The following is a 21455-nucleotide window of genomic DNA, read 5'->3' on the forward strand; positions in this document are numbered from 1 at the left end:
AAGAGAGTCACCCATGGATTTCGAATTGACCGAGGAGCAGTCGCTCCTGCGCGACACCGCCCGCGAGGTGCTCGGACGCGCCTACGACGTCGAGAAACTGCGTGCCGTAGCCGAGACCGATCGCGGCTGGAGTGAGGACGTCTGGTCCTCACTCGCCGAGATCGGCATCCTCGGCCTCCCCTTCACCGAGGAGGACGGAGGCGCCGGAGCAGGATTCGCCGAGACCGCCGTTGTGGCCGGGGAATTCGGTCGTTCACTCGCGCCCGAGCCGTTCATCACCGCGATGGCGACGCCGGGCGTCGCGATCGCCGCGATCACCGACGACACCCTGCGCGGCGAGATCGTCGCCGCTGTCTCCGAGGGCGAGCTCGTCCTGGCCTGGGCCCACGACGAGCCCGGCGACCGGTGGCCCGCATCGGCCCTGGCGACCACGGCCACCGCGTCGGGTGACGGCTACACCCTGACCGGCTCGAAGGGCCCGGTGCTCGCCGGCGATGTCGCCGGGAAGTTCGTCGTCACCGCGACGCTCGACGGCGCCCCGGCGCTGTTCCTCGTCGACGCAGACGCCTCCGGCGTGAACCGCACCGCGTTGCGGACGCACGATCGTCGTCGCGCCGCGCGGATCACCCTCGATGGCGCTGCCGCGACCGCGCTGCCGGTCGACGACGTCGCCGCGGTGATCACCAAGGCCGAGGTCGTCACCCAGACCCTGCTGTGCGCCGAGGCCGTCGGCGCGATGGAACAGGCACTGAACCAGACCACCGAGTACCTCAAGTCGCGCAAGCAGTTCGGTGTGCCGCTCAAGACGTTCCAGGCGCTGACCCACCGGGCGTCGAACATGTACGTCGAGCTCGAGTTGGCCCGCAGCATCAGCACCTACGCGACGATGCGCCTCGCCGACGACGACGTCGATCCGGCCACCGCCTCGCGCGCGAAGCTGCAGATCTGTCACTCGGCGCGTCTCATCGGCCAGGAGACCATCCAGCTGCACGGTGGCATCGGCCTCACCGCCGAGTACCCGGTCGGCCACGTGGTCAGCCGCCTGACCGCGATCGCCCACACCCTGGGCGGCGCCGACGATCACTTGCGAGCGCTGTCGGAGTCGGTCGCCGACCACGACATGCTCACACTGATCTAGCCACTAGATCGGCAGCGAAACCATCCGGTAGTCCGCGTCGCGTGGCGTCCGCACCATGGACGCGTACCGCGTCATGAACCCGGGCCAGTTGTGGGTGTCGCGGCCGTGGGCGTCGAGATACCAACTCGAACAACCGGATTGCCACACCGATGTCGCCTGGCGTGCGCCCAGTTCGGCACGCCACCGGTCAAGAGCCGTCGTGGTGACCTCCATCGCCGTGCCCGGTGTCCGAGCCAGACGGGTCACCGCGGCGACGATGTGGTCGGCCTGCGCCTCGAGCATGAAGGTGATCGAGCCGGTGCCCAGGTTCGTGTTCGGACCGTAGACGAGGAAGAGGTTCGGGAACCCCGGCACCGCGATGCCGAGGTGCGCGCGGGCTCCGTCGTCCCAGCTCTGCGCCAGGTCGGTTCCGTCGACCCCGGTCACCGTCAGGGTTCCCAGGTGCGCTCCCTGAAATCCGGTGGCGTAGATGATGACCTCGACGTCGTGGTGTGTGTTCACGGTCGACAGCCCGTCGGCTGCACATCCGGTGATCGCCTCGGTCACCAACGAGACGTTCTCGCGTGCGAACGTGTCGTGGTATTCACTCGAGATCAGGATCCGCTTGCAGCCGGGGCGGTGATCCGGCGTGAGACCTGTGCGCGTGGCATCGTCGAGACCGCGTCGTGCGAGCGCGCGGGCGTGTACCCGCTCGAGAGGTCGCATCAACCGCGGCCACTTCCAGAAGAAGACGCCGAACGCCTCGAACGTCCACCAGATACCGGCCCGTGCAACAGATCTCAACGCGGGCACGGCGCGGTACGCCCGATGGAGACGATCTCCGTACGCCGTGTCGGGTTTGTCGAACACGTAGGGCGCCGACCGTTGGAACACGACCAACTCGCCGACGGTGTCCGCTATCGCGGGGATGACCTGGACCGCGCTGGCCCCGGTCCCGACCACCGCAACCCGACGGCCGGCCAGATCGACGTCAGCGCGCCAGCGCGCGGTGTGCATGCTGGGGCCCTCGAAGTCGTCCAGGCCCGGTATCGGCGGGTAGCCGGGGACGTTGAGCTGACCGGTTGCACCGACAACCACGTCGGCGGCGACCTCGGTGTCGTCGGCGAGGGCCAGTATCCACTCGACACCCGTCCATCGGACCTTCTCGACGGTGACGCCGAGTCGGAGATGGTCGCCGATCCCGGCCTCGTCGACGCACCGTCGCAGATAGCGCTGGATCTCCGGCCCGGGGGCGAAACGCCGCGACCAGTCGGTGGTCTGCGCGAACGAGTAGCTGTAGACGTGCGACGGTGCGTCGCACGCGGCGCCGGGGTAGGTGTTCGCCCACCACGTGCCGCCGACGTCGGCGTGGGAGTCGAACACGGTGAAGGAACGGTGGCCGGCCGCGGCCAGCTTGAGTGCGACACAGACGCCGCCGAATCCGGCTCCGATGATGGCGATGCGGACGTCGGTCACCTGCTGAGGCTGACACCGACCCCACACGGAGTCAAGGATTTGTCAGACATTCGTCCAGACACCCGTCTATTCTGACCGCATGATCGGAAACGTGCTGGTGGTGGTCGGTGTCGGCGGCATGGGAGAGGCCATCGCACGACGGCTGGGGTCGGGCCGGCCGCTGGTCCTCGCCGACCACGACGACACAAAACTGCAGGCGTTGAGTTCGGCCATGCGCCGCCAGGGTTATGCCGTGCGTGACCACGCGGTCGACGTCAGCGATCGAGGGTCGGTCCGCGAACTGGCGGCTTTCGCGGCCGGATTGGGCCCGGTCACGGCGGTCGCGCACACCGCGGGGCTGTCACCGGCGCAGGCGCCGGCCGAGCGGATCGCCGCGGTCGACCTGGTGGGCGTGGCACTGTCGCTCGACGAGTTCGGCGAGGTGATCGCTCCCGGGGGCGCCGGGGTCTACATCTCCAGCATCGCCGGCCACATCTTCCGCGACGCCGTCGACGAAGCGACGGCCGCGATCTTCGCGACCGCCCCCGCCGAGGAGCTGGCGGATGTCGGACTGCTGTCCATGCCCGATGTCCCCGCTGACCTCGCGAGGGCCATGACCTACGGATACGCCAAGCGGGCCAACCAGATCCGCGTACAAGCCCAGGCGCCACGCTGGGGCGATCGCGGGGCGAGGGTCAACTCGATCAGTCCCGGCGTGGTCGCCACCCCGATGGGCTGGGACGAGTTCGAGGCCGAGTTCGCCCACGACGCCTATAAGTCGATGGTCACCGACAACGCCGCCGGTCGGTTCGGCACCGCGGAGGACGTGGCCGCGGCCGCTGACTTCCTGCTCGACTCCACCAAGTCGAGCTTCGTCTCCGGCGTCGACCTCCTCGTCGACGGCGGGACGTTGGCCGGGATCAGCACCGGGCGGGTGTCGATGTCCCCGGCCGAGAACCGGACATGATCGGGCCGTCGATAGACTCCACCCACGCATCGTCGCGCCCAGACACCAGGAGAACCCCATGGCAGCACCGCTGATCGAAGCCTCGACCGACATCAAGGCCAGCCCCGAGAAGGTCTGGTCGATCGTGTCCGACCTGGCCCGCATGGGCGAGTGGAGCCCCCAGTGCCGCAAGATCATCGTGCGCGGTGGCGCCGTCGGACAGGGCACCAAGACCATCAACGTCAACAAGCGCGGCCTGCTGGTGTGGCCTACCACGTCGAAGGTCGTGACGTTCGAGCCCAACCGCGAGATCGCGTATCGGATCACCGAGAACCACACCGTGTGGGGCTTCGAGATCACCCCGTCCGCCGACGGCGTCACGCTGACCGAGCGTCGGGTGGCCGCCGACGGCAAGACCACCGCGGTGTCGGCGTTGCTCGTCGACAAGGTGTTGGGCGGCAAGGACAACTTCGAGATCGAGCTCGAAGAAGGCATCAAAGAGACGTTGGCCAAGATCAAGGCGGCCGCCGAGCGCGCCTGATCTCCCTGGACCTGCAGGCCCCGTCGCACTACCCTGGTCGACGGCGCCTGCAGGACGCCTCCGGGTCCGCGGACAGGGCTGAGCCCACCTGCAGATCGATGTTTTCCGAGGCCAACCACTCCTTTCGGCCTGTTCGGCGGACCACAGGCGACGAGAGGAGCCCGTGATGGCTGTTGCCCATCTCCCCGAACGCCCGGATCTCGGTCAGCTGCGAAAGCAGGCCCGTGAGTTCCAACGCGCGGTCCGCGACGGCGAACCCGACGCCCTCGCGGACGCGGCGCTGGACCACCCCGATCCCGACTTCCCGCTTGCGCGAGCGCAATCAATGACGGCCCGACGCCACGGTTTCGTCAGTTGGCCTCGCCTCGTGCGACACGTCGAGGCCATCCGGGCGCGCCTCTGGGAGTACTGCGAACCCGCCACCAATGCGTCACCGGCGGATCAGTTCCTGCGCCTGGCCTGCCTGAACTACGCCGCCGACGATCCCACTCGTCCGTCGCAGGCGACGACGGTGCTGTCGGAGAACCCGACCCTGCCAAGTACCGATCTCGCCGTGGCTGCGGTCGTCGGTGACGTCCCCGCCGTGCGAGCGGCGCTGTCGCGCAACGCATCCGTCGCGACGGAGCCGACGGGCCCATACGACTGGTCGCCACTGATGTATCTGGCCTACGGACGGGTGCCGACCGCTCTCGCGGACACGATCGGCGCGGCAACCCTTTTGCTGGAGGCAGGGGCCGACGTGAACGACGGCCGGTTCTTCGACGGGCTGCCCATCCCGTTCACCGTTCTGACCGGCGTCTTCGGAGGCGGCGAGAACGCTCAACCGCCCCATCCCCACTCGACGGCGCTCGCACGGCTGCTGCTGGAGCGCGGCGCGGAACCGAACGACGCCCAGACGCTGTACAACCGGATGTTCACCACCGCCGACGACTTCCTCGAGGTGCTGTTCGAATTCGGTCTCGGGACCGGTGACGGCGGACCCTGGCGACGCGAACTACCGGACCTGCTGCCGTCACACACCGACGCCCTTCGGGATCTCCTCGGGTGGGCGCTGAATCACGATCAGGTGGATCGGGTGGAACTGCTCGCCCGGCATGGTGTCGACGTCGTGAGTCCGCTCGGCACCGGACGTACTCCGATCGAGGTGGCCGTCGGCAACGGTCACACGCGACTGGCCGCCCGCCTCGCCGAACTCGGTGCGGCCGTGCCGGTTCTCGACCCCGTCGAGGCTTTCGTGGCCGCGGTGATGTCCGGCGACGCGGCAGCGGTGGCGGGCACCCCGGCCGCAGTGGTCGATGCGGCGAGAGTGGCCCGGCCGGAACTGGTCGTGTGGGCGGCCGGGCACGGCCGCGTCGAGTCGGTGGAACTGCTCGTCGAGTCCCGTTTCGACATCGACGCTCTCGGACGGTCGGACCTTCCGGTGTCCGAGCCCTGGCAGACGGCGCTGCACACCGCCGTCGAACGCGACGACGCCGCGATGATCATGCGATTGCTCGAACTGGGCGCTGATGCCTCGGTGCGCGACGTCCGCTTCGATGCGACGCCGGCACAGTGGGCCGATCATCTGGGTCACGACGACCTCGCCGGCCTGTTCGAGCCGTAGACGCCGACCGATGCCCGGAGCGGCCGCACGGGCGGCAGTCTGAGGGCATCGGTCGTCACGTCATCAATTCACTCGGCGAGCTTGGCGACCGCCTGCGCCCAGAGGAAGTACTTGTTGGTGCCGAGGTCGCCGACGGTCTTGATGTTGAAGGCCTCTTTGAGGAGCTCGGCGTGGCGCGGGCTGACACCCTGCAGCGCATCCACCGGCGCGTTGACCAGCTCGTCGATCGGCTTCTCTTCGAATGCCTTGTCGAACTTGTCCTTGTAACCGGACATCGTTGCACTCCTTGCGGGTTCGTTCGGCCGGGAAGGTCCCGGTCGCCGACCGCCAGGGTACGAGTTGCCGGTGACGCGGAGGCGACATTCGATCGGCGGGGTCGCAATCCTGTCGGTTCAGACCCCCGTATTCGCGAACTGCCGACCGTAGATCGTCAGAAGGACACCCACCGTGCCGGCGGGCCGCCCATGATGGAGGCAGCGCACAGCGCACACCGGGAGATCCCCGGACATCGTCAGGAGCCAGCCATGAGCACACCGAAACGCGCACTGATCGTCGTCGACATCCAGCAGGAGTACTTCGAGGGTCCGCTTCAGATCGCCTACCCGCCACGCGACGAATCGCTCGCCAACATCGTCTCCGCCATCGACACCGCTGTCGCACAAGATATCCCGATGGTCATCGTTCAGCACCAGATGCCCGACGGTGCCCCCGTCTTCGTCGAGGGGACGCCCGGATGGTCGCTGCACCCGGAGATCGAGAAGCGGACGACGCCCACGACCAAGCACGTGCACAAGAGCTACGGCAGCGTGTTCGCCGGCACCGACGTCGCCGAGTGGCTGCGGGCACGCGACGTCGACACCGTCACCATCGTCGGCTTCATGACCAACAACTGCGATCTCGCCACGGCGGTGGAGGCCGAGGGCCTGGGGTTCGCCGCCGAGATCCTGTCCGACGCCACCGGAGCGATCAACCTGGCCAACGAGGCCGGACACGTCTCGGCCGAAACGCTGCACACCACCCTGATGGTGCTGTTGCAGTCGAACTTCGCCGCGGTGACCACCACCGCCGAGTGGACCGCCGCCGTGGCGTCCTCGCAGCCCATCGAGGTCAACAACCTCGTGGTGTCAGCGATCGAGGGGCGCTCGGTCGCCGTCGGCTGACGAACTCCGTCCACAAACCACACCGATGGGCGTCACGAGCTGCAATGCGCACTCAACGAGGCCGTGCGGTGTGGTTTGTGGACCGATGAGTCGGTGAATGTCGATTCCTGATGATCAGGCGGATTGGGGATCAGACCCGAACACGGACCGATGCCAGAGCAGAACGGCGGGCACACCGATGAGTTCGAGTGCAGTCGCGGCCCGGAAGACCGGGTGAGGACGGCCGACGGCGCGCCACGACATCAGGCGGGGCACTCCACCGGACGCGGCCAGGCCGAGCAGGATCCTGGTCGTCGTCGCGCGTTCTCGGGGTGCTGCCATCGACCAGCACAGACCGGGTCCCACGGCAAGCCAGAAGACATTCACGAACCGGTACTCGCTGTCCACGCTCGGCGTCGTCGAGCCCCCACCCGGGGCGCCTTCCGGACCTTCGAGGACACCCCGCACACCAGACACCACCGGGAGGATCCCCAGCGCTGCAACCACACCCCGCACCGCAGTCTCGCTGGATGGTCGACGCAGACGTCGGTTCATCTGCGCCCTCGCTCTGAGCCCGCCAGCTCGTCCCACAGCGCGGGCAGATCGGCGACGGAATCGATGACGTGGTCGGGTACCGGGCCGAACTCGTCGCTCTGCACCGTCGCCAGGGCGTCGGCCCGGAACTTGCCGGTCCGCACCAGGACCCCGATGAGAGCCGCGGCCTGCGCCCCGAGAACGTCGTTGTGCAGGTCGTCGCCGACCATCACCACCGACGTGGGTTCGATGCCCATGGCCTCCACCGCCGACCGGAAACCCACCGGCGACGGCTTGCCGATCGCCCGGATCTTGGCTCCCGCAGCCTTTTCCAGACCCTCGAGGTAGACGCCGGTGTCGATCATCATGCCGTGATCGGTGGACCACGTCATCGACCGGTGCATCGCGACCACGGGGACCCCGGAGATCATCAACTCCAGCACCCGCGAGATGGCGTCATGGGTGAAGTCGGGGCCGGCGCCGCCGAGCACCACAACCTCGGGGTCGTCGTCGGGAGCACACAGCGACACCCCGTTCATGTCGTCGGCGACGGGTCCGTCGTTGAGCACCCACGTCCGCTTGCCGGGGTACTCCGCCTCGAGGTACTCCGCGGTGAGCTTGGCCGCACTGAGGATCTCCTCGGCGGCGACATCGAACCCGCAGTCGGCCAGTGCTGCGGCGATCTGCGCGCGGGACTTCGACGTCGTGTTCGTGAGGAACAGTCGTGGGATCCGGCGTTCGGTCAGCGTCGCAAGCGCCTCGACGGCGCCGGGCAGCGGCTGCCACGAGGTGACGAGCACCCCGTCGATGTCCAGCAGCAGTCCCTCGGCCATGGTCAAAATCTAGTCGCCACGAGATGACCACGCAGTACGCGGCCACCGGGTCACACCGCGGCGAGGTGGCATGCTGAGATTCATGTCCACGCTCACCCATCTCACCGAGGGCGTCGACCGCCTGATGCCCCGCGCCCAGGCGGATCTGACCACCCTGGTCGCCTTCCCGTCCGTACACATCGCACCCGATCAGCGCCAGGCGTGCGCCGACGCCGCGTCCTGGGTGGCCGACGCGTTCGCCGAGGTCGGGGTGCCGTGTGAATCCATCCCCACCTCCGACGGCAGCATCGCCGTCGTCGGACACCGCCCCGGTCCCGACGGCTCGCCGACGGTGCTGCTCTACAGCCATCACGACGTACAGCCCGCAGGCGACACCGCGCTGTGGCACTCGGATGCCTTCGCCCTCACCGAGCGCGACGGTCGTTGGTACGGACGCGGGACCGCCGACTGCAAGGGCAACGTCATCGCCCACCTGACCGCGTTGCGCGCAGTCGGTGACGACCTCGCCTGCGGCATCCGGGTCGTCATCGAGGGATCGGAGGAGGCCGGCGGCGAGGGACTCGACCACCTCGCCCGTGAACGTCCCGAACTCTTCGACGCCGACATGATCCTCATCGGCGACACCGGCAACGTCGCGGTGGGCACCCCGACCCTCACCACCAGCCTGCGCGGTGTGGTCAACGTGAAGGTGACCGTGTCGACCCTGGGCTCCGACGTGCACTCCGGCCAGTTCGGTGGTGCGGCACCGGACGCACTCGCCGCCCTCGTCGCGGGACTGGCCAGTCTGCGCGACGCCGACGGCAACACCACCATCGACGGCCTCGACGCCGACCAGACATGGTCGGGAGCACCGTACGACCCCGATGTTTTCCGCACGGACGCAACGATTCTCGACGGTGTCGACATCATCGGGTCGGGCGCTCCCGCCGACATGGTGTGGGCTCGTCCGGCGGTCACCGTCATCGGGCTCGACGCCCCTCGGACCGCCGAGGCCGCCGCCGCGATCGTCCCGACCGCCGCGGCCATGCTCAATCTCCGCGTACCGCCGGGGATGGATCCGGCGATCGCACTCGACGCACTGACCCGCCACCTGCAGGCGCATATCCCCTGGCACGCACAGGTGGTCGTCGACCCCGAGGCCACCGGCGCACCGTTCGCGGCCGACACCTCCGGCCCCGGCTACCGCGCCCTCAGCGATGCGATGGAACAGGCCTACGGCGCCCCGGTCGCCCACTCCGGGCAGGGCGGCTCGATCCCGTTGTGCACGGTGCTCTCCGAGATCTGCCCGCGCGCGGAGATCGCACTGCTCGGGGTCGAGGAGCCACGGTGCCGTATCCACGCCCCGAACGAGAGCGTCGACCCGACCGAGATCGCGCGGACCGCACTGTCGGAGGCGTTGTTCCTGCGGTCGTTCGGCACCCGGTGACCGCCCCGCTGCGGTCGGTGTCCGACCATCAGGCCCACGTCGCCGCACTGTTCGGACCGGCACGGACGGTGCGGGTCCCGATCGCCGACGCGCTCGGCCGGGCATTGGCCGTCGACGTCGCCGCGCAGGTCAGCCTGCCCGGCTTCGACAACTCCGCCATGGACGGGTACGCCGTCCGCGCCGCCGACATCGCCGACGCCTCGGCGGAGGAGCCGGTGCGCCTACCGGTGGCCGAGGACATCCCGGCCGGGCGGACCGATTCGCTCACCCTCACCGAGGGCACCGTCCACCGGATCATGACCGGCGCCCCGATGCCCGCAGGTGCCGACGCGGTGGTGCAGGTGGAGCTCACCGACGGCGGTGACCAGACCGTCACGATCCACGGCTCGGTCGGCGTCGGAACGGCTGTGCGCCGCGCCGGTTCCGACATCGAGGCGGGTGAGGCCGCACTGCTCACGGGCACGGTGATCGGGTCGTCGCAGATCGGTCTGCTCGCCGCGCTCGGTGTCGCCGAGGTCGAGGTGACCGCACCCCTGCACGTCGTCGTGCTGTCCACCGGGTCGGAGCTGATCGCGCCCGGCAACCCTCTCGAGCACGGGCAGATATACGAGAGCAACGGTGCGATGCTGTGCGCCGCGGTCCGGTCCGCGGGTGGCGAGGCGACCCTGGTGCACTTCGTCCCCGACGACGTCGGACAGTTCCGGGCACGGCTCGACGAGATGATCGACGGCCCCGCCGCCGTCGATCTGATCCTCACCTCGGGAGGTGTCAGCGCCGGCGCGTACGAGGTGGTCAAGGACGCCCTGACCGGCCAGGGTGTCGACTTCCTCAAGGTGGCGATGCAGCCGGGCATGCCCCAGGGCAGCGGTCGGTACACCAGCGCGACCGGCACGACGGTCCCGATCGTCACGCTGCCCGGCAACCCCGTGAGCGCGCAGGTGTCGTTCGAGATCTTCGTCCGACCGCCCCTGCGCAGCGCGATGGGACTGCCGGCGCACCGCCGACGGATCCAGGCCGCCCTGGCCGACGACCTGCGCTCGCCGCGTGGCAAACGCCAGTTCCGACGTGGGGTGTTCACCCACGCCGGCGGGGCGGACGGGATCGGCTCGGTCATCCCCATCGGCCCGCCGAGTTCGCACCACCTGCGGTTCCTCGCATCCGCCAACGCGCTCATCGACATCGCCGCCGACGCCGACGACGTCTCGGCCGGGACGACCGTCGAGGTCATCCTGCTCGATTGAATCGCTGACCTGCGATCACGGCGAGCGCAGGTGGAGCGGGCGGTCCGGTCGACCCCTACCCTCTACCCTGAACGCGACAACGTCGACCGGCGTTGGACGACAGCGGGAGGCAGAACGACGTGGCGAGACGCCCGAAGACGGGGATCGATCACGCGGGGGCTGCGGGCTCGGCCGACGGCGGTGCCATCACCGAGCACCAGACCGGACTCGCGCACCTCGTCGAACTGATCCGGCACACCGTCCCGACGATGCATCCGGCGGGCGTCCCGTTCGTCGCCGGTCCCGCCGCGGTGGCCGTGCTCGCGCGTCGACACCGTTGGATCCGGACCCCGGCCACCGCACTCGCACTCGCGAGCGCCACCTTCTTCCGCCACCCCACGCGCGTCCCGCCGACGCTCGTCGGCGCCGTGGTCGCGCCCGCGGACGGCGAGATCACCATCGTCGACGAAGCCGTACCGCCCGCCGACCTCGGCCTCGGTGACCTCCCACTCCCCCGGGTGTCGACCTTCCTCAGCGTGTTCGACGTGCACGTGCAGCGGGTACCGATCACCGGCGACGTGGTCTCGGTGGTGCACACCCCCGGCGCATTCCTCTCCGCCGACCTGCCCGCGGCCAGCTTCGACAACGAACGCACCAGCATGCGGATCCGGACCGACTTCGGTGTCGAGATCGGTGTCGTACAGATCGCCGGCCTCATCGCACGACGGATCGTCTGCCATCGCAGCGCGGGCGACCGCGTGGCGCTCGGCGAGACCTACGGGTTGATCCGGTTCGGGTCGCGCGTCGACGTGTACCTACCGGCCGGGACCGTGCCCCAGGTGCTCGTCGGACAACGCGCGGTCGGGGCGGAGACGGTGTTGGCCACTCTTCCGGTGGGGTCGGCGTGACCGAACCCACGCGCCCCCGCGTCCGCGTACCGCGACGGACGACACGCCCCTCACGACGCCGCCGTCTCCGACAGAGTGTGTCGGACAATCGATCCCGCGTCCCCGACCTGAACGGCGGCCGCCTCCTCGTACCGTCGGCGATGACGGTTCTCGCGATCTGCGCCGGACTGTCGGCCGCGAAATTCGCGCTCGACGACCGCATCGATCTGGCCGTCGGGATGATCGCGGCCGCAGCACTTCTCGACGGTCTCGACGGCCGCGTCGCGCGTCTGCTCGGTGCGACCACGAAGATCGGCGCCGAACTCGACTCCCTTGCCGACGCCATCAACTTCGGGGTCGCGCCTGCGCTCACGATCTATCTCGTGCTGTTGCGCGGGGAGGACAGCGGCTGGGTGCTGGCGCTGATCTACACGTGCGCGATCGTGTTGCGGCTCGCCCGGTTCAACACCCTGCTCGACGACACCAGCGCACCGAAGTTCACCAAGGACTTCTTCGTCGGTGTGCCTGCCCCGGCCGCGGCACTGATCGCACTGCTGCCGATCGCGGCCGAACAGCAGTTCGGCTACGGCTGGTGGACCTCCGCCGCGGCCGTCGGCTCGTGGATGATGCTGACCGCCGCGTTGGCGGTGAGCCGCATCCCGACGGCATCGCTCAAGACGTTCGCCATCCCACCGAGCGCACTGGTGGGCATCCTCATCGTGGTGGCCGTGGGAGCAGCGTTGCTGGTGACGTTCCCGTACATCCTGATGTTCGTGGCGATTCTGGGCTACCTGGTGCACATCCCGTTCGCCTGGCGATCGCGCCGGTGGGTGGAGAAGCGCCCCGAGGAGTGGGACACCCCGCCGCGCGAGCGTCGTCTCGAGCGCCGAGCCCGACGCCAGGTCACCCGCGCACGGCCTCGCAAGTCCGAGGCCCGACTCGGGTTGCGTCGCCCCGAACGACGGTGACGGCCCCGTCCGTCGTGGTCGGACCGGGCGCAGCGGTCAGGAAGAGTGCAGCCGTCAGGACGCCGAGACCTGGTAGAACACCGAGTTCGGACCACCCGCGGCGCCGGAGACGCTTCCCACCTCGACGGTGTAGGTCTTGCCCGCCTTGAGGCCGGTCACGACCACGACCTGATTGCCGCCGTCGGTGGTCCGCTGCACCTCCTTGAAGCCCCCGTCGGTGAGGGTCTTCACAGCGGTGTCGAGCGCGGCGGTCGTGTCGGCCGGACCCTGCACGGTGAGGTTCCACCCCTCGTCGGCCGATCCACCCGCCGAGAGCACGGCGCCGCCGATGAGCGGGATCTGATCGGTCGGGAAGTCGTCGGGGAGCGCCACCCCGGAGGGCCCGCTCGGCTCGGCGGGCGCGGAATCGCCGGACCCGCATCCCGCGAGCAGACACAGCGCCACGACGGCCAGCACCGCCGCCCACCATGAGCCCCGCGCACCTCGCGCACCGTATCGACCCGTCATCGCTGCTTCGTTCCCATCACGCATCACGCCACCCCTCGACCGAGAAATACCTGTCCGACGACCACTGGGGTCGCACCGTATCGTGTCATCCGGTCAGATGGCACGGCGAGCGTCGCGACCACCCGATGGTCGTGCGAGCAGGCCCGACGGTAAGGTGAAGGGACGGTTGTCGCGGTGAGCTCCACTTTCCTGCGACCCTGACACCCCGCCCATCGATACGACGGAGTGCCTCGTTGATCGCAATCCTGGTTGCCCTGGCCCTCACGGCTCTGGCTGCACCTGCGATCATCTCGTGGCTCGGCCGCCGAGGGTTCTACCTGCTCGCCGTGGCCCCGGCGGCGTCGATGATCGCCGTCATCGCCGACTGGCCCTCCGAGGGAACTCCACCGCGCACCGAGACCATCACCTGGGTCCCCGCGCTCCAGATGGACATCGTCCTGCGCATGGACACCCTCGCCGCGGTCATGTCGATCCTCGTGCTCGGCGTCGGCGCGCTGGTCCTCTGTTACTGCGCCGAGTACTTCGACGAGATCAAGCGCCGGGTCGCGGGCTTCGCCGCGCAGATGGTCGCGTTCACCTTCGCCATGTTCGGCCTGGTGACGAGCAACAACATGATCGTGCTCTACATCTTCTGGGAAGCGACGACGGTCCTGTCGTTCCTGCTGGTCGGCTTCTACGCACAGCGCGCGACGTCCCGCCGGGCCGCGACGCAGGCCCTGCTGGTGACCACCGCGGGCGGTCTGGCCATGCTGGCCGGCATCGTCATGCTGGGCGAACGCGCGGGCAGCTATCTGCTCTCCGACATCCTGGCCGAACCCCCGTCGGGGATGTTGGTCAGCATCGCGATCGTCCTCATACTGATCGGCGCGATCAGCAAGTCCGCGATCGTCCCGTTCCACTTCTGGCTCCCCGGTGCGATGGCGGCCCCGACCCCGGTCAGCGCGTATCTGCACGCGGCCGCGATGGTCAAGGCCGGCATCTTCCTCGTGGCGCGTCTGGCCCCGGGCTTCTCCGACGACGTCGCCTGGCAGGTGACCGTCGTCGGACTCGGCCTGCTGACGATGGTGCTGGGCGGATGGCGATCGCTGCGGGAGTTCGACCTCAAACTCATCCTGGCGTTCGGCACGGTGTCCCAGCTCGGCTTCCTGATGGTGCTCGTCGGTCTCGGCGACACCAACGCGGCGCTGGCAGGCATGGCGATGTTGGTGGCGCACGCGTTCTTCAAGGCGTCGCTGTTCATGGTGGTCGGCGTCATCGACCACTCCACCGGTACCCGCGACGTCCGCAAGCTGGCCCGTCTGGGTGCGGCCGCACCGGCGCTGGCGATCATCGCGGGACTGTCGTCGTTCAGCATGGCCGGACTCCCCATCACGCTCGGCTTCGTCGGCAAGGAGGCCGCCCTCGGCGCCTACTCGCAGGGCGGCCCGCTGACGGACTGGCAGTCGATCACCGCCACCGCGATCATCGTGTTCGGTTCGATCCTGACGATGGCGTACACGATCCGCTTCATGGCGGGCGCTTTCGGCCGCAAGGTCCGACGCGAACCCAGCCTCGCCGTCGCGAAGATGCACCACCCGTCGGCGGCGTTCATGGCGCCCGCGGGGTTGCTCGCGGTGCTGGGTGTGGCCGCCGGGTTCGCCAGCGGCCCGGTCGGTTCACTGTTCGAGCCGTACGCGAAGACGCTGCCCAACCACGGGCACGAGATCGAGCACCTCGCCCTGTGGCACGGGTTCAAGCTGCCGCTGCTGCTCACCGCGATCGTCATCGTCGGCGGTGTCACCGTGTTCCTGCTGCTGCGTCGCCGTCGTCGGCGCCTCGGGTTCACCTCGCCGCCGCTGGGCAACGCCGACCGCATCTACGACTACGTGCTCCGCGGCGCCGACACGGCCTCGCTGGCGCTGACCCGGGTCACTCAGCGTGGTTCGCTGCCGCTGACCCAGGGCGTCATCATGGTCACCCTGATCATCGTGCCCACCGTCGCGTTGTTCCTCGGCGCGCGGAACCGGTTGGACATCAACGGTTTCGACTCGGTCATCCAGGTGGTCATCGGCGGGATCATGATCGCCGCGGCCATCTCGGCGACCCTGCTGCGCAACCGTCTGGCCGCCGCGCTCGTCGTCGGTGTGACCGGCTACGGGTGCGGCATGCTGTTCGCGTTCTACGGCGCCCCCGACCTCGCGTTGACGCAGTTCCTCGTCGAGACGCTGACGCTGGTCATCTTCGTGCTCGTGCTGCGCAAGCTGCCCGCCGAGGCCGAGGCCCGCCACACCACCGGGTTCAAACCGCTGCGCGCCCTGATCGGTCTGGCCTTCGGCGCCCTGCTCGTCGTGGTGGGCCTGTTCGCCGCGGGCGCGCGCAGCACCATCCCGATGCACGTCGACATCCCCGAGGCGGCCTACAAACTGGGCAACGGCGCCAACGCCGTCAACGTCCTGCTCGTCGACATCCGCGCGTGGGACACCCTCGGCGAGGTGTCAGTGCTGCTCGTCGCGGCCACCGGCGTCGCGTCGATGGTCTTCCGCCACCGCCGCTTCGGTTCCGCACCGCGCGTCGCCGACGCCGCGCGCCTGCAGGGCGCGAACCCCGACATCGACGACGGTGTGCCGTCGGCGCGCACCACCTGGTTGCGCGGCAGCGACTTCCGCGACCCGCGACACCGCTCGATGGTGCTCGAGGCGACCACCCGACTCATCTTCCCGACCATGGTCGTGGCGTCGATCTACTTCTTCTACGCCGGGCACAACGCACCCGGCGGAGGTTTCGCCGGCGGCCTCACGATGGGCATGGCGCTGGTGCTGCGCTACCTCGCGGGTGGTCGATACGAACTCGGCGAGGCCATCCCGATCGACGCGGGCCGCATCCTGGGCCTCGGACTCGGGATGTCGGTGTCGACCGCGATCGCGTCCGTGCTCGCCGGGGCCCCGGCCCTGTCGTCGGCCACCCTCGAGGTCACCCTGCCGGTGCTCGGCCACATCAAGCTCGTCACCGCACTGTTCTTCGACCTCGGCGTCTACCTCATCGTCGTCGGCCTGGTGCTCGACGTGCTGCGCAGTCTCGGTGCGCGCCTGGACATCGAGGAGACCGCGACCACCGCAGCCGGCTCCCGTGCGGCCAACGACGCGGCGTTCGCCGGGCCCGAGATCGACGGGACGGTGAGCCGATGAGCGTCAACCTCGGACTGCTGATCGTCGTCGGGCTCGTCGCCGCCTGCGGCGTGTACCTGCTCCTCGAACGCAGCCTCATCCGGATGCTGCTCGGACTGTTGCTGGTGGGCAACGCCATCAATTTGCTGATCATCACGATCACCGGCAGCATGGGCAACCCACCGATCTACGGCCGCGACTCCGACAGCCGCACCGGCGACTCCGATCCCCTGGCCCAGGGCATGGTGCTGACGGCGATCGTCATCACCATGGGCATCGCGGCGTTCGTGCTCGCCCTCGCCTACCGCTCGTTCGTCATCAACACCGACGACGACGTCGACGACGACCCCGAGGACATCAAGGTCAAGAGCCAGTCGCTGGCCAGTGCGCCCGACCGCGACCGCAGCGACGATCCCGTCACCGGTACCGACACGAAGATCGGCGACATGTTCGACGACGAGGGCAACCCGTTGTCGGAGGAGGAGATCCGCTCCCGCAAGCGCAACCGGATCGAGGCCGACCTCATGCCCGAGGGGGTCTCGGAGAACACCACCGACGACCTCATCGAGGACGACACCGACGACGGCCCCGAGCCGACCGACGACAGCGCGAACACCGGGAAGGGGGGCGACCAGACATGATCGACCAGCACTGGTTCGCGACCCTGATCGTCATCCCGTTCCTCGTCCCGCTCGGCGGCGCGGCACTCACCCTGGTCATGGGTCGCAGCCCCCGCGTGCAGCGCGCGGTCACCGTCGTCGCGATCTCCGCCGCGTTCGTGGCGTCGTGCATGCTGCTCTACCTGACCAACCGCTACGGCACCTACGCGCTGCACGTCGGCGGCTGGGACGGCAAGGGCTACAGCAACGGTCCCCTGGGCATCACCCTCGTCGTCGACCAGCTCTCGTCGCTCATGCTGGTCGTCTCGACGGCTGTGCTGCTGTGCGTCGTCCTCTACGCCGTCGGGCAGGGTATCCGCGACGGCACGACCGAACAGCCGGTCTCGATCTTCCTGCCGACCTACCTCGCACTGACGGCGGGTGTCTGCAACGCCTTCCTCGCGGGCGACCTGTTCAACCTCTACGTCTCGTTCGAGGTGCTGCTCGCCGCCAGCTTCGTGTTGCTCACCCTCGGCGCCAGCGCCGACCGCGTCCGCGCGGGCGTCTCCTACGTGATGGTGTCGATGGTGTCGTCGCTGATCTTCCTGGCGGGCATCGCCTTCGCCTACGCGGCGACGGGAACGCTGAACCTCGCCGAGATGGCGATCCGACTCCAGGACATCCCCGAGGGCACGCGCGGTGCGCTCTACGCGGTCCTGCTCGTGGCGTTCGGCATCAAGGCCGCGGTGTTCCCGCTGTCGACGTGGCTACCCGACTCGTATCCGACCGCGCCGGCACCGGTCACCGCCGTGTTCGCCGGGTTGCTGACCAAGGTCGGTGTGTACGCGATCATCCGCGCGCACACGCTGCTGTTCCCCGGCGGATCGATGGACACCGTCCTGCTGGTCGCCGGCCTGCTGACGATGCTGGTCGGCATCTTCGGCGCCATTGCCCAGTCCGACATCAAACGACTGCTGTCGTTCACCCTGGTCAGCCACATCGGCTACATGATCTTCGGTATCGCGCTGTCGTCGAGGTTCGGGCTGTCAGGCGCCATCTTCTACGTGGCGCACCACATTCTCGTGCAGACCACACTGTTCCTGGTGGTGGGACTCATCGAACGTCAGGCGGGCTCGGCGTCGTTGCGGCGCCTCGGCGGGCTCGCGGCGAGCCCCCTGCTGGCCGGGTTGTTCCTCGTCCCCGCCCTCAATCTCGGTGGCATCCCGCCGTTCTCCGGGTTCATCGGCAAGGTCGCGCTCATCGAGGCGGGCGTTCAGGACGGCAGCGTCCTCGCCTGGCTGCTGGTCGCCGGGTCCGTCGTCACCAGCCTGCTGACCCTCTACGTCATGGCCCGCGTCTGGACCAAGGCGTTCTGGCGTCCGCGCGCCGACGCCCCCGAGGGCGACATGGCCGACGTCGGACCGTCGGCTCTGGTCGAGGAAGCCGGTGACATCGCGTTCGGCGATCGCGCCGACGTCGGGCGGATGCCGGTCGGCATGGTGGTGCCCACGCTGATCATGGTCGTCGCCGGTGTGGCGCTGACCCTGTGGGCCGGACCGATCTTCGACTTCACCAACGCCGCGGCCGCCGATCTCACCGACTCGAACATCTACCTCGACGCCGTCTTGGGAGGGACCCGATGACCCGCCCGATGGGACACGCACCGGCCAAGGGACCGATCCGTGGCCGCATCCACCACGCCTGGCGGATGAGTTTCATGTTCTGCTGGTGGAACCTTTCCCGCGCGGCCGTCGGCCTGCGCAACCGCCTGCACGGATTCGGGTGGCTCGGTGCCGACGGCCGCGAGGTCGCCGTCCGCCTGTGGACGATCGCCTGGCTGACCTTCGTCTGGGTCCTGCTGTGGGGCACGGTGTCGTGGGCCAACGTCCTCGGCGGGATCGTGGTCGCGCTGCTGATCATCTATCTGCTGCCCCTCCCCCGGGTCCCGGTCGAGGGCCGCATCCACCCGGCGACGGTCGTGCTGCTCGTCGCCCGACTGTTCTGGGACTTCGTCGTCTCCAGCGCCGAGGTCGGGTTCGCCGCGATCCGCCCTCGCCGACCACCGCTGTCGGCCGTGCTCCGGACGCGTCTGGCGATCAAGTCCGACATGGTGCTCACCCTGGCCGTCGACTACCTCAACCTGGTCCCCGGCACGATGGTCGTCGAGATCGATCATCGGCGCCGACTGCTCTACGTCCACGTGTTCGACGTGAGCAGCGAGAAGAAGGTGCGGGACTTCTACAAGCAGGTGGCGACCGTCGAACGGCTGTTCATCCGCGCGTTCGAGCGCGACAGTGAGTGGCATCCGAGTCCGTACCACGGCATCGACGAGGAGTTCCACCACGTGCCGTCCAGCCTGCGCGAACACCTGCAGACCGCGACCGACAAGCAGATGGACGGCGGTCGGGGCCGGCGGGACGCCCCGGTGCCGGACGCACGCGGGACCGGATCGGAAGGCACATCATGATGGTCGTCTGGATCATCGCCGCGGTACTGCTGATGGCCGCGGCGATCATCACCACCGTGCGGATCCTGCTGGGGCCCAACACCCTCGACCGACTGGTCGCGCTGGACACCCTGGTCGCGTTGTCGATGTGCAGCCTCGGGGTCTGGGCGGCCTACAGCCTCGACTCCACCGTCGTACCGGCCATCGTGGCGTTGTCGCTGCTGAGCTTCGTGGGATCGGTCGCCATCGCCCGCTTCCGTGTCCGCGACGACGTCGTCCGTGCCGGGACGCCCGGATCCGACGACGTCGACGCGGGCTCGCCGTCCCCGGGAAGCGAGCGCACATGATCTCCGACATCATCGTCGCCGTCCTCGTGCTCAGCGGCTCGGTGCTCGCACTGACCGCCTCCATCGGGGTGCTGCGCTTCCCGGACACGATGACGCGGATGCACGCGGCCACCAAACCGCAGACCTTCGGGTTGTTGCTGATCCTCGTGGGCGCGATGATCCGGCTCTCCGGCAGCGTCGACTTCGGGATGCTCGTGCTCTCCGGGCTGTTCGCGTTGATCACCGCACCGGTGGTCGCCCACCGGATCGGTCGGCTCGCCTACCAGGAACAACGCGCCCGTGACGACCTGATGCGCGACGGCGACATGGATTCCGGCGCCTCGCACTGAGTTATCGTTAGTCACGGAAACTGTGCATTCGCACACTTTCAGGGCGAAATCTTATACGTTAATGTCCACAACACGGATTAATCACGCGCGGGCACGGGGGTGCGTGGGATACGAGCGGGGAGCAACACCATGACGACTCAAAGCAGGGGTCTGGAGATCAACACCATCGAGGGCACAGATCTCGCGGCCAACGCGACGCTCCGGGTCGCCGGACGGCCCGCATCGCGGACCCTGGCCGACATCAACAAGCTCGCGACGGAGATGGTGGGGCACTTCGCCGACAACGTCGTCCCCTGCGGCACCCTGCCCGGCGAGCAACTGCACGGCGACGTCACCCAGGTGACGCAGACCTGCCTGCGGCTCGCCATCGAGATGCTCGACGACCAGACCCTCCCCGGTGACGCGCAGCTCGCCCAGATCCGCGAGTCCGCTGCCCAGTGGGCGCGCGAGGGCGTCCCGCTCGACACGATCATCCACACGTACCACGAGGGCATCAAGATCGGTTTCGACCTGATCGCCGCGCAGGCCGGCGCCGACGACCTCGGCGACCTGGTCTCCGGGTTCAAGCTGGTCATGAAGCTGCTCGACACCTTCACCGCCAACGTCGCCACCGCCTACGTCGAGGAACAGCGACTCGTCGCCAGCCAGCACCAGTCCGCGACGCAGACACTGATGTCGGCGCTGCTGTCCGGCCACACCGCGTCGGCGGTCGCACGCCAGACGGGCATCCCGATCGCCAACCGCTACCAGGTGGTGTCGCTGTCGATGGCGCCGCACCCCGACGAGCTCGACCCGCGGGTCAACACCAAGATCGCCGCGCGACGCAAGCTCCGCCGCGTGCAGTCCGCGCTGGCCACGATGTTCAACTCGCGGGCGCTGACGCTGCTCAGCAACAGCGGTGGCACCGTGCTCGTCCCCGCCGATCCCGACCTGCCCCTGCTGACCACCGAACTGCTCGCGGAGTTGTCGGTGCACGCCGAGGCACCGATCATCGCCACGCAGTCGATCGGCGCGACCGAGAAGATCCCGGATCTGTCCGACGAGACGCACGATCTGATGGACCTGGTCCGCGCGATCCGGCGCCCGCCCGGCCTGTACGAGATGCAGGATCTGCTCATCGAGTACCAGATCACCCGCCCGGGCCCGGCCCGCGATCACCTCGCGTCCACGCTGAACCCGTTGGACAGCCACCCCGAGCTGCTCGAGACCCTGCGCGTGCACCTCGAGACCGGGTTGAACCGCAAGAGCACCGGGCGGCGGATGCACATCCACCCGAACACCGTCGACTACCGGCTGCGTCGCATCACCCAGACCACCGGCATCGATCTGGCCCTGCCCGAGGGCATCTCGCGCGCACACATCGCGCTGCTCGCGCTCGACCTGCAGACGCAGGCAGCGCGACCCATGGTCTGAGT

Annotated in this window: 20 protein-coding genes and 1 pseudogene; 16 read left to right on the forward strand and 5 right to left on the reverse strand. The window is 68.8% G+C overall.

Features of this window, described 5'->3' with window-relative positions; translation table 11 throughout:
- Nucleotides 1-13: 13 nt before the first annotated feature.
- Entirely contained in the window at nt 14-1138 is a 1125-nt protein-coding gene (locus IEV93_RS00925) for an acyl-CoA dehydrogenase family protein (RefSeq protein WP_188486070.1), read from the forward strand.
- Nucleotides 1139-1141: 3 nt separating this feature from the next.
- Here IEV93_RS00925 and IEV93_RS00930 read toward each other — a convergent pair whose 3' ends face one another.
- Nucleotides 1142-2593, reverse strand: coding sequence for a flavin-containing monooxygenase (locus IEV93_RS00930; RefSeq protein WP_188486072.1), 1452 nt, complete (start codon nt 2591-2593; stop codon nt 1142-1144).
- Between the two features lie 79 nt (nt 2594-2672).
- On the opposite strand from IEV93_RS00930, the gene IEV93_RS00935 reads away from it, so the two are divergent.
- The 3 genes from IEV93_RS00935 (at nt 2673) to IEV93_RS00945 (ending at nt 5662) form a co-directional block, all read left to right on the forward strand.
- Nucleotides 2673-3539, forward strand: coding sequence for an SDR family oxidoreductase (locus IEV93_RS00935; RefSeq protein ID WP_188486074.1), 867 nt, complete (start codon nt 2673-2675; stop codon nt 3537-3539).
- A 58-nt stretch (nt 3540-3597) separates the two neighbouring features.
- Complete coding sequence (locus tag IEV93_RS00940; protein ID WP_188486076.1) at nt 3598-4059, forward strand: SRPBCC family protein; 462 nt, start codon at nt 3598-3600, stop codon at nt 4057-4059.
- A 166-nt stretch (nt 4060-4225) separates the two neighbouring features.
- Nucleotides 4226-5662 (forward strand): ankyrin repeat domain-containing protein, encoded by a 1437-nt coding sequence (locus IEV93_RS00945; RefSeq protein ID WP_188486078.1) that lies wholly within the window; start codon nt 4226-4228, stop codon nt 5660-5662.
- 68 nt (nt 5663-5730) lie between these two features.
- Here IEV93_RS00945 and IEV93_RS00950 read toward each other — a convergent pair whose 3' ends face one another.
- A complete protein-coding gene (locus IEV93_RS00950) occupies nt 5731-5937 on the reverse strand; it encodes a hypothetical protein (RefSeq protein WP_188486080.1) in 207 nt (68 codons plus the stop codon).
- A 249-nt stretch (nt 5938-6186) separates the two neighbouring features.
- On the opposite strand from IEV93_RS00950, the gene IEV93_RS00955 reads away from it, so the two are divergent.
- On the forward strand, nt 6187-6822 hold the full coding sequence (locus IEV93_RS00955; protein WP_188486082.1) for an isochorismatase family protein: 636 nt from the start codon (nt 6187-6189) through the stop codon (nt 6820-6822).
- A gap of 114 nt (nt 6823-6936) precedes the next feature.
- Here the strand turns inward: IEV93_RS00955 and IEV93_RS00960 are convergent, their stop codons facing one another.
- Both IEV93_RS00960 and IEV93_RS00965 read right to left on the reverse strand, forming a co-directional pair.
- On the reverse strand, nt 6937-7356 hold the full coding sequence (locus tag IEV93_RS00960) for a DUF4345 domain-containing protein (RefSeq protein WP_229704798.1): 420 nt from the start codon (nt 7354-7356) through the stop codon (nt 6937-6939).
- On the reverse strand, nt 7353-8168 hold the full coding sequence (locus IEV93_RS00965) for an HAD-IIA family hydrolase (protein ID WP_188486086.1): 816 nt from the start codon (nt 8166-8168) through the stop codon (nt 7353-7355). The genes IEV93_RS00960 and IEV93_RS00965 overlap by 4 nt, the downstream gene beginning before the upstream one ends.
- An 82-nt stretch (nt 8169-8250) precedes the next feature.
- On the opposite strand from IEV93_RS00965, the gene IEV93_RS00970 reads away from it, so the two are divergent.
- The 4 genes from IEV93_RS00970 to IEV93_RS00985 all read left to right on the forward strand — a co-directional run bounded on the left by IEV93_RS00970 (nt 8251) and on the right by IEV93_RS00985 (nt 12669).
- Nucleotides 8251-9594, forward strand: coding sequence for a dipeptidase (locus IEV93_RS00970; protein ID WP_188486088.1), 1344 nt, complete (start codon nt 8251-8253; stop codon nt 9592-9594).
- 8 nt (nt 9595-9602) lie between these two features.
- Entirely contained in the window at nt 9603-10835 is a 1233-nt protein-coding gene (gene moeA, locus IEV93_RS00975; RefSeq protein ID WP_188490268.1) for a molybdopterin molybdotransferase MoeA, read from the forward strand.
- A gap of 119 nt (nt 10836-10954) precedes the next feature.
- A complete protein-coding gene (locus IEV93_RS00980) occupies nt 10955-11722 on the forward strand; it encodes a phosphatidylserine decarboxylase (RefSeq protein WP_371873773.1) in 768 nt (255 codons plus the stop codon).
- Complete coding sequence (locus tag IEV93_RS00985) at nt 11719-12669, forward strand: CDP-alcohol phosphatidyltransferase family protein (protein ID WP_229704799.1); 951 nt, start codon at nt 11719-11721, stop codon at nt 12667-12669. Before IEV93_RS00980 ends, IEV93_RS00985 begins: the two co-directional genes overlap by 4 nt.
- Nucleotides 12670-12723: 54 nt before the next feature.
- Here the strand turns inward: IEV93_RS00985 and IEV93_RS00990 are convergent, their stop codons facing one another.
- The gene (locus IEV93_RS00990) at nt 12724-13176 is read right to left on the reverse strand and encodes a fibronectin type III domain-containing protein (RefSeq protein ID WP_188486091.1); all 453 of its coding nucleotides are present in this window, start codon (nt 13174-13176) and stop codon (nt 12724-12726) included.
- A gap of 233 nt (nt 13177-13409) precedes the next feature.
- Between IEV93_RS00990 and IEV93_RS00995 the strand changes: the two genes are divergently transcribed.
- The 7 genes and pseudogenes from IEV93_RS00995 (at nt 13410) to IEV93_RS01025 (ending at nt 21453) form a co-directional block, all read left to right on the forward strand.
- Nucleotides 13410-16340 (forward strand): Na+/H+ antiporter subunit A, encoded by a 2931-nt coding sequence (locus IEV93_RS00995; protein ID WP_188486093.1) that lies wholly within the window; start codon nt 13410-13412, stop codon nt 16338-16340.
- The gene (locus IEV93_RS01000) at nt 16337-16960 is read left to right on the forward strand and encodes a Na(+)/H(+) antiporter subunit C (protein ID WP_188486095.1); all 624 of its coding nucleotides are present in this window, start codon (nt 16337-16339) and stop codon (nt 16958-16960) included. The genes IEV93_RS00995 and IEV93_RS01000 overlap by 4 nt, the downstream gene beginning before the upstream one ends.
- Entirely contained in the window at nt 16957-18561 is a 1605-nt protein-coding gene (locus IEV93_RS01005) for a Na+/H+ antiporter subunit D (protein ID WP_188486097.1), read from the forward strand. Before IEV93_RS01000 ends, IEV93_RS01005 begins: the two co-directional genes overlap by 4 nt.
- The gene (locus IEV93_RS01010) at nt 18558-19385 is read left to right on the forward strand and encodes a Na+/H+ antiporter subunit E (protein WP_188486099.1); all 828 of its coding nucleotides are present in this window, start codon (nt 18558-18560) and stop codon (nt 19383-19385) included. Before IEV93_RS01005 ends, IEV93_RS01010 begins: the two co-directional genes overlap by 4 nt.
- Nucleotides 19382-19636, forward strand: a pseudogene (locus tag IEV93_RS01015) (monovalent cation/H+ antiporter complex subunit F); the annotation flags it as partial. The gene IEV93_RS01010 and the pseudogene IEV93_RS01015, both read left to right, overlap by 4 nt.
- A 71-nt stretch (nt 19637-19707) precedes the next feature.
- Nucleotides 19708-20040: a monovalent cation/H(+) antiporter subunit G gene (mnhG, locus tag IEV93_RS01020; RefSeq protein WP_188486104.1), complete on the forward strand. Its 333-nt coding sequence runs from the start codon at nt 19708-19710 to the stop codon at nt 20038-20040.
- A gap of 129 nt (nt 20041-20169) precedes the next feature.
- Entirely contained in the window at nt 20170-21453 is a 1284-nt protein-coding gene (locus IEV93_RS01025) for a PucR family transcriptional regulator (protein ID WP_188486106.1), read from the forward strand.
- Nucleotides 21454-21455 lie beyond the last annotated feature (2 nt).

The sequence above is a fragment of the Williamsia phyllosphaerae genome (assembly GCF_014635305.1).
Taxonomy (GTDB): domain Bacteria; phylum Actinomycetota; class Actinomycetes; order Mycobacteriales; family Mycobacteriaceae; genus Williamsia_A; species Williamsia_A phyllosphaerae.